The sequence below is a fragment of the Peribacillus sp. NPDC058075 genome, assembly GCF_042885195.1.
Lineage (GTDB): Bacteria > Bacillota > Bacilli > Bacillales > DSM-1321 > Peribacillus.
Map to the genome: position 1 here is coordinate 152,597 of NZ_JBHVSL010000001.1, position 12,855 is coordinate 165,451.

The 12,855-nt window shown below is 41.2% G+C and carries 16 protein-coding genes; 12 read left to right on the forward strand and 4 right to left on the reverse strand.

Going from position 1 to position 12,855, the window contains the following annotated elements; genetic code table 11:
- The first annotated feature begins 8 nt into the window (after positions 1-8).
- From ACFVS1_RS00785 to ACFVS1_RS00805, 5 genes are all read left to right on the forward strand, one after another.
- Positions 9-659, forward strand: coding sequence for a methionine ABC transporter permease (locus ACFVS1_RS00785; protein WP_352926023.1), 651 nt, complete (start codon positions 9-11; stop codon positions 657-659).
- A 21-nt stretch (positions 660-680) separates the two neighbouring features.
- Positions 681-1,553, forward strand: a complete 873-nt coding sequence (locus ACFVS1_RS00790) for a MetQ/NlpA family ABC transporter substrate-binding protein (protein WP_352925809.1) — start codon at positions 681-683, stop codon at positions 1,551-1,553.
- A 33-nt stretch (positions 1,554-1,586) separates the two neighbouring features.
- Positions 1,587-2,789 carry a M20 family metallopeptidase gene (locus tag ACFVS1_RS00795; protein WP_387544693.1) on the forward strand — a complete coding sequence of 401 codons (1,203 nt, stop codon included), beginning with the start codon at positions 1,587-1,589 and terminating at the stop codon, positions 2,787-2,789.
- A 206-nt stretch (positions 2,790-2,995) separates the two neighbouring features.
- Positions 2,996-3,202 carry a Fur-regulated basic protein FbpA gene (locus ACFVS1_RS00800; RefSeq protein ID WP_387544694.1) on the forward strand — a complete coding sequence of 69 codons (207 nt, stop codon included), beginning with the start codon at positions 2,996-2,998 and terminating at the stop codon, positions 3,200-3,202.
- Between the two features lie 25 nt (positions 3,203-3,227).
- The gene (locus ACFVS1_RS00805; protein WP_352925814.1) at positions 3,228-3,422 is read left to right on the forward strand and encodes a Fur-regulated basic protein FbpA; all 195 of its coding nucleotides are present in this window, start codon (positions 3,228-3,230) and stop codon (positions 3,420-3,422) included.
- Here the strand turns inward: ACFVS1_RS00805 and ACFVS1_RS00810 are convergent.
- From ACFVS1_RS00810 to ACFVS1_RS00820, 3 genes are all read right to left on the reverse strand, one after another.
- A complete protein-coding gene (locus ACFVS1_RS00810) occupies positions 3,419-4,024 on the reverse strand; it encodes a dienelactone hydrolase family protein (protein ID WP_387544696.1) in 606 nt (201 codons plus the stop codon). The genes ACFVS1_RS00805 and ACFVS1_RS00810 overlap by 4 nt on opposite strands.
- Before the next feature lie 56 nt (positions 4,025-4,080).
- A complete protein-coding gene (locus ACFVS1_RS00815; protein WP_352925818.1) occupies positions 4,081-4,464 on the reverse strand; it encodes a VOC family protein in 384 nt (127 codons plus the stop codon).
- A gap of 124 nt (positions 4,465-4,588) precedes the next feature.
- Positions 4,589-5,113, reverse strand: coding sequence for a histidine phosphatase family protein (locus ACFVS1_RS00820; RefSeq protein ID WP_387544698.1), 525 nt, complete (start codon positions 5,111-5,113; stop codon positions 4,589-4,591).
- 182 nt (positions 5,114-5,295) lie between these two features.
- On the opposite strand from ACFVS1_RS00820, the gene ACFVS1_RS00825 reads away from it, so the two are divergent.
- The 3 genes from ACFVS1_RS00825 (at position 5,296) to ACFVS1_RS00835 (ending at position 6,888) form a co-directional block, all read left to right on the forward strand.
- Complete coding sequence (locus tag ACFVS1_RS00825) at positions 5,296-5,910, forward strand: undecaprenyl-diphosphatase (protein ID WP_387544699.1); 615 nt, start codon at positions 5,296-5,298, stop codon at positions 5,908-5,910.
- A gap of 119 nt (positions 5,911-6,029) precedes the next feature.
- The gene (fabZ, locus tag ACFVS1_RS00830) at positions 6,030-6,455 is read left to right on the forward strand and encodes a 3-hydroxyacyl-ACP dehydratase FabZ (protein ID WP_387544701.1); all 426 of its coding nucleotides are present in this window, start codon (positions 6,030-6,032) and stop codon (positions 6,453-6,455) included.
- Positions 6,456-6,465: 10 nt separating this feature from the next.
- Entirely contained in the window at positions 6,466-6,888 is a 423-nt protein-coding gene (locus ACFVS1_RS00835) for an NUDIX hydrolase (protein ID WP_387544702.1), read from the forward strand.
- Between the two features lie 60 nt (positions 6,889-6,948).
- Here ACFVS1_RS00835 and ACFVS1_RS00840 read toward each other — a convergent pair whose 3' ends face one another.
- Positions 6,949-7,530, reverse strand: a complete 582-nt coding sequence (locus tag ACFVS1_RS00840) for an LOG family protein (protein ID WP_352925824.1) — start codon at positions 7,528-7,530, stop codon at positions 6,949-6,951.
- A 97-nt stretch (positions 7,531-7,627) separates the two neighbouring features.
- Here ACFVS1_RS00840 and ACFVS1_RS00845 point away from each other — a divergent pair, with 97 nt between their 5' ends.
- The 4 genes from ACFVS1_RS00845 (at position 7,628) to ACFVS1_RS00860 (ending at position 12,817) form a co-directional block, all read left to right on the forward strand.
- The gene (locus ACFVS1_RS00845; protein WP_387544703.1) at positions 7,628-7,897 is read left to right on the forward strand and encodes a MazG-like family protein; all 270 of its coding nucleotides are present in this window, start codon (positions 7,628-7,630) and stop codon (positions 7,895-7,897) included.
- A gap of 325 nt (positions 7,898-8,222) precedes the next feature.
- Entirely contained in the window at positions 8,223-8,798 is a 576-nt protein-coding gene (locus tag ACFVS1_RS00850) for a TetR/AcrR family transcriptional regulator (protein WP_352925826.1), read from the forward strand.
- A 69-nt stretch (positions 8,799-8,867) separates the two neighbouring features.
- Positions 8,868-12,035, forward strand: coding sequence for a bifunctional cytochrome P450/NADPH--P450 reductase (locus ACFVS1_RS00855; protein WP_387544704.1), 3,168 nt, complete (start codon positions 8,868-8,870; stop codon positions 12,033-12,035).
- 332 nt (positions 12,036-12,367) lie between these two features.
- Positions 12,368-12,817: an NUDIX hydrolase gene (locus ACFVS1_RS00860; RefSeq protein ID WP_387544705.1), complete on the forward strand. Its 450-nt coding sequence runs from the start codon at positions 12,368-12,370 to the stop codon at positions 12,815-12,817.
- Positions 12,818-12,855 lie beyond the last annotated feature (38 nt).

Consider the following 12,855-nt stretch of genomic DNA (forward strand, 5'->3'; position numbering starts at 1 on the left):
TTTGGGGAATGGAAATAACGGCAGATCAGCTGTCGACAGCTTTCGGTGACACACTTTATATGGTAGCCATCTCATTGGTATTTTCCGGATTGATTGGGCTTCCGCTCGGTATCCTGCTTGTCATTACAAGAAAGGGTCACATCCTGGAGAATAAATGGGTCTTTAATGTATTGAACCCGATCATCAATATATTGCGGTCGGTTCCTTTCATCATCTTGCTTGTAGCACTTATTCCGTTTACCAGAATGATTGTAGGCAGTGCAATCGGAACGAATGCGGCGATTGTTCCGTTAATCTTTTACGCGGCTCCTTATATTGCCCGGCTTGTGGAGAACTCCCTGTTGGAAGTGGACAAAGGGATCATCGAGGCAGCTCAGGCGATGGGGGCGACGACATGGCAAATCATTTACCGCTTTTTGATTCCCGAGGGACTTAGTTCGTTGATCCTTACATTTACAACAGCGACAATCGGGCTTGTTGGTTCTACGGCCATGGCAGGTGCCGTCGGTGCAGGCGGGGTTGGAGATCTGGCTTTGGCCTACGGTTATCAAAGGTTTGATACGATGACGATGATCGTCACAGTGGCGGCGCTCGTGATCATCGTTCAATTATTGCAATCCACGGGGAATTTTATTTCAAGAAAAATCAGAAGAAGATAAAAATAACAGGAGGTAGGAAAAATGAAAAAAATCTTATTAACGATCATAGTATTGGCATTGGCCATCGTGGCTGCAGCATGCGGGAAAGAAGAAGGTGCATCAGGCAGTTCGGATGATGTGAAAACAGTGAAAGTCGGTGTCAGTAGCGGGGATACGAGAACATGGGAATACATTGTCGACATAGCGAAAGAGGAAGGGCTTAATATCGAACTGGTCACCTTCAATGATTATATCCAACCAAACCTTGCGTTAAGTGAAGGTGAAATTGATGCAAATTCATTCCAAACAGTCGCTTACTTCGATGAATTCGTTCAAGACCAAAATCTTAAATTAGAGGCCATCGGGTCGACTGTCATTGCGCCTATGGGCCTTTATTCAAAAAAACATAAAGATCTTAAAAGTCTTCCAAATGGCGCTACGATTGCCGTTCCGAATGAAGCAACAAACTTTGGGCGTGCACTGCTCCTTCTTCAGGAAGCTGGATTGATTACTTTGAAAAAGGAATTCAATGGATCGGGATCATTGGAAATCATTAAGGAAAATCCGAAAGACTTGAAAATCCAACCTGTTGCTGCCGGCAATACACCGCGTCTATTGGATGATGCCGATGCTTCAGCCATCAATAATAACTTTGCTGTCGAAGCAGGCCTTACTTTAAAAGATTCTTTATTCCATGAAAGTAAAACGGCGAAACCATATATTAATATCATTGCAGTTAAAAAGGGGAATGCCGATCGTCCTGAGCTGCAAAAATTAGTGGAGCTTTATCAATCGAAAAAAGTGGAAGCGTTCATTGAAAAAACGTTTAAAGGAAACACCATTCCTGCCTATGTTTCTGTAGATGAATTAGTGAATTACCAGGATGCTTGGACACAACCAGCTAATGAAAAGTAAAGGATCGATTCAAGAAAAAGGGGAGATACGAATATGGCGAGAGAATTAGTGCAGAAGCAGCATCAGCAGATCATTGAAGATCACATCGACCTTCATTCCAAATTATATATCGAAACGAGCCAAGCCATTCATGCCAAACCGGAAATTGGGAATCAAGAATTCTTCGCTTCGGATACATTAACCGGAATACTTCGAAATGAAGGATTTGAAGTGACACGCAATATTGCCGGGCATGAAACAGGATTCATCGCCAAAAAAGCCTCTTCAAAGAAAGGGCCCACCATTGCCTTTTTAGCCGAGTATGATGCATTGCCGGGTTTAGGTCATGCTTGCGGCCATAATATCATTGGCACAACGAGTGTTGCAGCAGGCATTTCCTTGGCGCAAGTGCTGGAGGAAACGGGCGGAGAGGTGATTGTTTTCGGAACACCGGCTGAAGAGGGCGGGCCGAATGGAAGCGCAAAAGGCAGCTTTGTGAAGCACGGTCTATTTGATGGGGTGGATGCGGCCATCCTTATCCATCCTGACGGGCAAACGCGTGTCACAAGTCCATTTTTGGCAGTCGACCCCCTTGATTTTCATTTTTACGGGAAGTCAGCACATGCAGCAGCTGCACCTGAAGAAGGCGTGAATGCACTTGACGCCGTGATTCAGCTGTTCAATGGCATTAATGCTTTGCGCCAGCAGCTCCCAGCCGAGGTCAAAATCCACGGAATCATCACCAATGGCGGGGAAGCGCCTAACATCATTCCTGAATATGCTTCCGCCAGGTTTTACATTAGAGCAACAACATGGAAACTCTGCCAAGAAGTATCCAATAAAATCCGCGCTGTTGCCGAAGGGGCAGCACTTGCCACAGGAAGTACGGTTAAAGTTGAACGTTTCCAAAATGAAGTACTCGATTTTGTCATTAATCCAGTTCTGGATGAACTTTTAAAAGAAGAACTGGCTCAATTGGGGGAAGCGGTGGGTCCCCGAAAAGAGAGTGGCTTTGGCTCGACGGATGCTGGTAATGTAAGCCATGTAGTGCCAACAGCACATCCTTATATAAAAATTGGCGATGATGAGCTGATTGCCCATACGAATGAATTCCGCGACTGTGCCAAATCTCCTGCTGGAGACAAAGCCATCCTGACTGGAGCAAAAGCCCTTGCACTTACAGGGTATAAATTGATTTCAGATCAAGACCTGTTGGATAAAGTGAAAGCAGCATTTCATGAAGCGAAGCAAAAATAAATGGGATGCAGGAAAAAAATTGTTGACTACGGAGCATAGAGTTAGTATTATAAAAATAACAATACCAAGTAATTTAATAGGAATTATAGGTTAATTGACCGGAAAACCGGAGACTTTTCTTTCATGTAAAGAGGCGTCTCCGTTTTTTTGTGAATGGGCAAGTCGAAAGATTCTCTTTCAATACATCCTATAAAGGGGGATTTATCATGGGGATATTATTACGTAGAGCCATGGAGAAAAAAAGAAACTTCCTAATCAACAAGTTGATTAACAAGGGAGTTTATAAAAAGAATGACATCCATCTTTTTGAATTAACCTTAACCGATTTAGAGAATGAGTATATGAAAATAAGTAAAATCGAGGAGAAGGAATCCGACGATCATTCCCCCTGTCTAAGGATACAGTTCATATAATGTCAGAATAAAAGGAGAGGGTGAAATGAGGAAGGGCGTGGAAGAAAGGCGGAAGGAATTAATCTATAAGCTTATGATCCATACTGTAAATAAAACGGTGGAACAGCTTATGAAGTTAACCTTAAAAGAATTGGAAACAGAATATAAAAAGGTTCAAAATGACTGTCACCCCCATAGTAATGCGGGTTCGATACATTGGATCCATGCAAAGCGGCATTAGGCTGAATGTTCATGGACCATAAAAAAATTCATCATTTTGCTAACGGCTGCTTGTGCTGATTCTACATGATAGTTTGAATTGTAAGGGTCACTGAATCCATGTTTTCCGCTGAATTTATGAACTTCGACATCCTTTCTTTCTAAAGCTGAAATTAACTCGTCGACATTAAATGATGGCTCTTCTAGCGGGAAAAATAGCAGTGCAGGGCATTGTGGCACTAATTCTGCATAATTCCTAAGACGCGAACCATAGTAACCAACTATTCCATCGACACATTCTTCCTCACTGCACAGCCAAGCTACAGTTGCCCCTGCACTGAAACCAAGGATGAAAATCTTTTGGTATTCATCTTTTATATCCGATAATATATCCTTTATCTTACCTAAAGCACCCGTGAAACCTACGTTCTCCATAAAATGTCGATAAGCAGCATCCTCTTGGGAATAATCAAAAGGCGTCTCACGTTCTAACAAATCCGGACAAATCACATCAAAACCCTGTTTTGATAATAATTCACCATAACCCTGTATATGTTGGTTCAGACCATATATTTCGTGAATGACAATGATGACAGTATCGGATTTTTTCTGTATGTGCAGCATGTTTAACCTCCCTAAACTTAAAACTAGATATAAAAGCCAACCAGTTTCTTTCATCCTTAACAAGTACAAATCATAAGTATATTACCATCAGGATCTTGAAAGTTAAAATAAGCAAAATCTCCTATACGCTCTATTTCTTTAACAATAGAAATGTTATTACCCTTAATGAATTGATAAGCTTCGTCAATATCCTTTGCATAGAAATTAAACAATACATGGCTGGATGGCTCGAATCTAAAATCAGGATCAAATGTATGGTCATCTAACGTTAATCCTGTTTCATATTGTATAGGAATATTGTAAACCGGCGATTCTACAGAATCACTATTATGAGGAATGCCAAGGAGATTACAATACCATCCAGCCGATTTCTTTAAATCTTTAACATGAATAAAAACATTGTTAACTTTAGGGTGAATAGGAGAATTTATTGATTTCATACGTTACCACCTTTCGTTGAACCTTACCTAAGAATTCAACGAATCTCCATAAAAACCTTTTTTAATCATTGAGTAGAATTGCATATTCAACAGCTGCACAGAAATGCTCATTTTTTTATGAACGTCAGCTATATTCCAGATGCGTAGTACTATTTAAAAACCTTATAAGTTTGTATGGATGATTGGTATACTCAAGAAGATGTATTCCAGTATTATGAGAATTGAACCACACATCATTAATTGCGGGTGGTAATTGAAGAAAGCTTTCAATAATTTTAGTAATCATTCCTCCATGGGATATAAGAGCAATTCGTTTATGATTTGCACTGTTCTCTCTAATATGAGAAAGTACATTTTGAGCTCGTAATCTAAAATCTAAATGATTTTCCCTATCCTGCATCTCTCGTAAATCTTCCAGGAAGGTTACTGGACATTTGATAGTATTCGATAAAGTTTCGGCAGTTTTACTAGCTCGAAGTAAGGTACTTGACCAAATGAATTCTGGTGGAAACTCTTCGGATACACGTCTGCACATTTTTTCTACTTGTTCAACTCCCTTAATAGTTAAGGGTAAATCAGTAGTTCCTTCGTAATTTTCTTCTAGAAAATCGTCTTCTGACTCACCATGCCGAATTAATAGTATCTGCAAGATATCACGTTTTCACATTCTTATCTGATTGTGTGGTGCTTCAGCACTCACTCCGTGAAGCTAAGTAGCATAACAACCAAGTGACGAAATTGTAAGATAATGGGTTAATTTGTTAGGAAGAACGATGGAGATTTACTTCCTTTCTCTTTAATATGTAAGAAAAAGAGGAAGGCGGATATGAAATGGACTTTTTTGAGTTGAATATCAATGTATTCAGAATGATCAATGACTTAGGGAAACAGTACGATTATGTAAACCCTTCTGCCATTTTCATTGCCGAGTACATGGTATTTTTTTTAGCTTTGGCAGTCATCTTAATATGGTTCACTCGAAATGAACAGAGCAGGGTGATGGTTGTTTGTGGGATGATTACGTTTGTAATAGCTGAAATGATGGGAAAAATGGCAGGGCGATTGCATTCGAATAATCAGCCATTTGCCGAATTGAACAATGTTAATCAGTTAATTGAAAAAGCAGTGGATAATTCATTTCCAAGCGACCATACCATCTTGTTTTTCTCGTTTTGTGTATCTTTTTGGCTTTTCAAAAGAGGATGGTGGTTGTTATGGATCATGGTGGCTTTCCTTGTTGGCATTTCCCGTATTTGGGTAGGTGTCCACTTTCCGGCGGATGTGCTGGCAGGAGCTATACTGAGCACCATTTCAGGATTGGCGGTTTACTTTGTGGTTCCTAAAATAAGCTTGATTCATAAATTATTAGAGGGATATGAAAGGTATGAGCAAATGGTTCTATCCCCGATAACTAAATCGAAGGAAAAAAAATCAAAGGATTTGTAAGCGGAATCAAAAAACAGGGTTGCTTAGTCAGCCTTTTTTTATAAATACAAAAATATCCATATGTTGATGCTGGTGGTAAAATAAAGTAAAGCATTCCATCGCAATGGAGGGACTTAATATTGATTGATATCCAAGAAATCAAGGACATTATCAGGCATCGCTATCCATTTCTTTTAGTTGATAAAGTACTGGAATTGGAAGAAGGAAAGAGAGCGGTGGCCATCAAAAATGTCACGGCAAATGAAGAGTTTTTTACTGGTCACTTTCCCGATTACCCAGTGATGCCAGGTGTTTTGATCGTAGAGGCATTAGCACAGGTATGTGCTGTTGTCATGCTTACAAAAGAAGAAAATAAAGGGAGGATCGGGCTTTTGGCCGGGATCGATGGATGTCGTTTTAAAAGGCAAGTAAGACCAGGGGACCAATTACGTTTAGAAGTGGAGATTACTCGCTTGAAAGGTCCTATCGGTAAAGGAAAAGCAAGGGCTACCGTCAAGGGAGAAACTGTATGCGAGGCAGAGCTCATTTTTGCCTTTGGTGATTAACGGGGGAATGATGGTGATACCGATAAAAAAAGCTTACGGGTATGTGACAAGAATCCATAATGGAGAAACACAGGTATTGGTTTTTCAACACCCCATTAGGGAAGCTGGTATACAGATACCCAAGGGAACAGTGAAGCCTCAAGAAGATCCTTACCAAGCAGTGATTAGGGAAATGAAAGAAGAAACAGGTCTGGAAAATTTTCATGTGGAGAAATTGATTGCGGAAGATTTTTGGGAGAACGTTGATGGTGCCATACATAATAGATATTTTTATCAAATACGTGTATATCATGTTCCTGATGAATGGAATCATCAGCCAACGGGTGGAGGAGATGAAGAGGGGCTGACATTTCATTTCTTCTGGATCTCATCCGAACATGAAGTGCAGCTTATCAAAGGGCATGAAGATTATTTAAACCAGATATTTACCTAACCTGCAGTTTATCACAATCGGCCAAGGTCATTATTGATCTTGGCCGGTTGTTTTTTATGATCAGGTTTGTTTTTCGGTAATGAAAGTTTTTACGGTTGGCGGTTCATATGTAATGAATTGATCAAGAAGTCCATTTGGTTCAACATCCACCAGCGCCATGGAACGGAATTTTTCATGCAGGAACTGTTCGTCGGACATATGATTGAATAAAGCGACCAAAGGATCATAATAGTGATTGATATTTAAGAGTCCGCAAGGTTTTTGATGAAGACCAAGTTGAGCCCAAGTGAAAACCTCAAAGAATTCTTCCAATGTTCCTGGCCCGCCTGGCAAGACCATGAACCCATCTGCAAGCTCAGCCATTTTTGCTTTTCTTTCATGCATGGATTCCACGACGATCAGTTCGGTTAAGTTCTTATGTGCTATTTCTTTTTTTTCTAGAAAATCTGGCAACACGCCAATTACATTTCCGCCTGCTTCCAAAACGGAATCTGCAACTGCACCCATGATTCCTACACTTGAGCCTCCATAGACAAGTGTAATCTTACGTTTTGCCAGTTCCACACCCAGTTCTTTAGCCCCTTCTACATAGATAGCAGATGCACCTTTGCTTGATCCACAAAATACAGCTAGACTTTTCAAAATATCACATCTCCCATTTAGTAATCTTCCTTTCTTATCATACAAAATTAAAGGGGATTTGTTAAACTTGAATTATCTGAATGAACGGTGGATGAATATGAACGTCACTGAATTTCAACAATGGGTAAAAGATTATTATGAAGCACAAGGTTGGTCAGAATTGGACATTTTCATTCGCATCGGCTTTTTGGCAGAAGAAACTGGCGAGGTGGCACGAGCCATTCGCTCCCTTGAAATTGGAAGGAATAGACCTGATGAGGTTATTGGTTCGTATGAAGAAAACTTCAGATCGTTTCTTTTTATGGGCATTAAACACTTCTTCCAAGGGGATATTGTATTTGTTCGCAATAACAATCAAGTTTCCTAGCACATCTCCCCATTCTTCGGTTAACTCCTGTTTGCTATAATCATGCATAAGTTCTTTTGATTTATTAAGTGAACATGAAATCATCCTGGTTTACACTTGAAGAGCTGTGACAATCAGCTCTTTTTCTCATGAGGCAAACGATAGTTATTAGTTCCATTTAATCCCTTAAAAAGAAATCATTTCAGCCTTTTATCCCCCGCCATTAACAAATAATTCACAAAATATGGGTAGTATGCGCGATTGAGATTGGGTTTTATTGGGTTTACACTTACATTAAACGGAATGAACATTCATTCCGAATCAAGTGAAAAAGAGGTGAATCATTATGATCACGGCAGTAAATAAACGAGACAGTATAGTATCCAGCGCTTTAGTTCTATTCGCAGAACGGGGATATGATGCGACGACGATCCCGATGATTGCCACATCGGCAGGAGTTGGAGCAGGTACCATTTATCGTTATTTCGAGAATAAAGAAGTGCTGGGCAACAAGATTTTTCAAGAGTACTTGGATATTTTCACTGAAACGGTCAAGAATGGATTTCCTCATGATGATTCAATTCGCAATCAGTTTCACCATATTTTTAAATCAATGGTTCACTTTACAACCGAGCAGGACCAAGCACTTTATTTTATTAAAATCCATAGTGGAGCCCATTTTTTAAATGAAGATAGTCATGCTAGCTTTCAAGGGCTATTGGATATATTTAAAAATTTCTTTGAGTCAGGAAAAGAGAAAAGAGAAATTAAAGAGCTTCCTTCTTCAGCCTTGATTGCCATCATTTACGGAGCCTTTCTTGAGCTTGAGCGACTTGTACGCATCGGGGAGTTAGAACCTGAACCGAAACTTTTGGCAGATGTGGAAGAAAGCTTTTGGGATGCAGTCCGATTGCATGCTTGAGACATTTAATATAAAACGGAATGAACGTTCATTCCGCCGTGCTACATTATTGAAAGAGGTGCTAATAAAATGGAAAACACAACTCAGTTTCCACAGCCAAAGACATATGGCCCCCTAGGCAGCCTGCCTATCATTGATAAGGATAAGCCGCTTCAATCTTTCATGAAGCTGGCACGAGAACTAGGGCCGGTTTTTCAGTTTCAATTTCCGGGTCGAATCACTACATTCGTATCAAGTGCTGCCCTCGCAAAAGAAATTTGTGATGAAACAAGGTTTGATAAGAAAGTCGGTCCAGCCCTACAAAAAGTGAGAGCATTTGGCGGCGATGGCCTTTTCACAAGTGAAACGGCGGAGCCGAATTGGAAAAAGGCCCATAACATCCTGCTGCCCAGCTTTAGCCAGCAAGCAATGAAGGGATATCATGCCAAAATGGTGGATCTTGCTACCCAACTCATTCAAAAATGGGCCCGCCTGAATCCGGCTGATGAGATAGATGTTCCTGAAGATATGACACGATTGACCTTGGATACGATTGGACTCTGCGGGTTCAATTACCGTTTTAACAGTTTTTATCGGGACACCACCCATCCTTTTGTCACCAGTATGGTGCGTGCGTTGGATGAAGCGATGAGCCAAACGCAGCGGCTTGGCATCCAAGATAAACTGATGATCAAATCTAAAAAACAATTCAGGGAAGACATTCAATATATGTTCTCTCTAGTGGATGAATTGATTGCTGACCGAAAACAAAATGGAGATCAGGGAGAAGATGACCTTCTTTCCCATATGTTGAAAGGAGTCGATCCTGAAACGGGTGTATCACTGGATGATGAAAATATTCGTTTTCAAATCATTACCTTTTTAATAGCTGGGCATGAAACGACGAGCGGTCTCCTATCGTTCGCCATCTATTTCCTCATGAATAACAGAGACAAGTTAAGAAAAGCGCAGCAGGAAGTCGATGAAGTGCTGGGTGCTGATGTTCCTGATTACAAACAAGTGAAAAAGCTGAAATATGTCCGGATGGTGCTGAATGAAACGCTTCGTTTGTGGCCGACAGCTCCGGCGTTTTCCGTTTATGCAAAAAAAGATACCATGCTGGATGGAACATATCATGTGAAGAAAGGGGATGTGTTCTCGCTGCTTATTCCCGAGCTTCACCGTGATCCATCTGTTTGGGGTGATGACGTTGAATCGTTCATTCCTGAGCGGTTCGAAGATTTGGATTCCATCCCTTATCATGCTTATAAACCGTTTGGAAACGGGCAGCGCGCCTGTATCGGACAGCAGTTTGCCCTTCATGAAGCGACACTGGTGCTCGGCATGGTTTTACAGCACTTTGACTTGATTTATCATGAAGAATATCAATTGGATGTTAAAGAAACTTTGACACTCAAACCGGACGGATTGACCATGCGTGTTACACTGAGGAAGCCGGCGATGTCATTTACCGCTGCTTCGCCAGAAACAAAGTCAGCGGACAAAGGAGCCACGGCATCTCCAATCGAATCCGCACATGGCACACCATTACTTGTCCTGTTTGGATCAAATATGGGAACAGCGGAAGGGATTGCTCGTGATCTTGCCGAAACAGGGAAGCGACAAGGCTTCAATGCCGTGGTTGCCCCTTTAAATGATTACACCGATCGGCTTCCCAAAGAAGGAGCTGTTCTGATAGTCTCGGCATCTTATAATGGAAATCCCCCGGATAATGCAGGTGACTTCGTTTCATGGCTGAAGGAAAGCAAGGGTGACACATTGGATGGTGTTCACTATGCGATCTTCGGCTGCGGGGACCGCAATTGGGCCAATACGTATCAACGCATTCCATTCCTCATTGATGAGCGGCTGGAACAAAAAGGAGCAGTGCGGCTGTCAGAAACAGGCTATGGAGATGCAAGCGATGACTTTGAAGGGAATTACGAGAAATGGACAGAAGCCCTTTGGCCGAATCTTGCCGAAACCCTGAACATTGAAGTGAATAGGAATGATCAGGCAGTCAGCTCGATTACGATGAACTTCGTAAGTGATGTGAGCGGCACACCGCTTGCCCGCACCCATCATGCTTTTACATCCCTTGTAAAAAGGAATTTTGAATTACAACATGTCGATAGTGGAAGAAGTACACGGCATATAGAATTAACTCTGCCAGAGGGAATACATTATCAGGAAGGCGATCATCTCGGGGTACTTCCGCAAAATCCATCGGAACTTGTCGAGCGAGTGCTCAGTCGATTTAACCTAAATGGCCAAGATTACGTCAATTTAACTGGGGATTCCGGAAATGCTGGCCACCTTCCTACAGGAAAACCGGTAAAACTAGAAGAATTACTATCAAACTATGTGGAGTTCCAAGAACCCGCCACCCGGTCTCAAATTCGGGCGCTTGCCACTCATACGGTATGTCCTCCACATGTAAAAGAACTCGAAGATCTTCTTTTGGACATTACCTATAAACAAGAAATCCTGAACAAGCGCATAACCATGCTTGACCTTATAGAAAGGTATCCTGCATGTGAAATCCCATTTGAACGTTTCCTGGCTTTACTGCCCCCATTAAAAGCAAGATACTATTCTATCTCAAGCTCACCACTCCACAAAGAAGGGGAAGCAAGCATCACCGTCAGCGTCGTCCGTGGAGAAGCCTTGAGCGGAAACGGGGAATACAAAGGAATTGCATCGAATTATTTGGCAGAACGCTTCCAAGGAGACAAAATAGCCTGCTTTATCAATACGCCGCAATCCAATTTCCAACTTCCAGAAAAAACAGGAAAACCAATCATCATGATTGGCCCTGGAACAGGAATTGCACCATTCAGGGGATTCATACAGGCACGTCGCGCTTTGAAAGAAAAAGGTGAAACTTTAGGGACTGCTCACCTTTACTTTGGATGCCGTAATCCGGAACACGATTTCCTCTATCAAGAAGAACTCGTGCAAGCCGAACAAGAGGGCCTTGTAACACTGCACACCGCTTACTCAAGATGTCCCGGTCAAGAAAAAACATATGTCCAGAACAGATTAGCGGAAAACGCCCATGACATCCTTCCTTTATTAAAAGAAGGAGGACACCTATACATCTGCGGAGACGGAAGCAAAATGGCACCCGATGTTGAACGAACACTAATCGAAAGCTATATGCATATCTATCAAACATCGAAAGAAGAAGCCACAGTATGGCTGCAACTATTAGAGGAAAATGGCAGATATGCGAAAGATGTTTGGGCAGGAGCATAAATAGGAGGAGCGGCGATTCTGTAATGGAATCGCTGCTTTCTTTATGAAAATACGAATTCACGAGTAAACAGTGTGAATTCACGAGTAAATGCGCTGAAAATAGAAGAATTGGAATTAATGGGAAGTATATTCATACATTGGCGGAGAGCGTTTACGGATACTTTATTCATTGTTAATATTGAGAAAAACTACTGTTTTTATTAGTGGACAAATTATATTAGAATGTTTAGTTAAGATCTTTCCTATTATATATACCGAAGTATAGTGGAAAACTCACGGGTAAAACAGCATATGGCGATGTGATTAATTAACGATAAAGGGGTTCTTAATAAATGTTTAAGTATACAGTCTGTTTTGTAAAGAAGAATAATGAACTTCTCATGCTTAACCGGGAGAAAGCTCCTATTATGGGTGTTTGGAACGGGGTGGGGGGCAAAATCGAGAAAGGTGAAACTCCTGATATAGGTGCACAGCGTGAGGTATTTGAGGAAACGGGCATAGTGGTAGGAACCTTTTTTTCTAAAGGAATGGTAACCTGGGTAACTCCAGAAGGTGAATTGGATGGAATATATGTATATTTGTATATGACGGATGAGGATTTAATATATGAAACACCGAAAAAAACGCGGGAAGGCATTCTTGATTGGAAATCCATTGATTGGATACTTCATCCGCTTAATCTCGGAATTGCTGAGATGGTCGCACAGTATTTGCCGGTATTATTAAAAGAAGAAGGAAACCATGCATTCACTTACAAAAATGGCCAGACGTATATTTCATGAAACCAGCCAAACTAAAACAAGGGATACTACCTAGTATC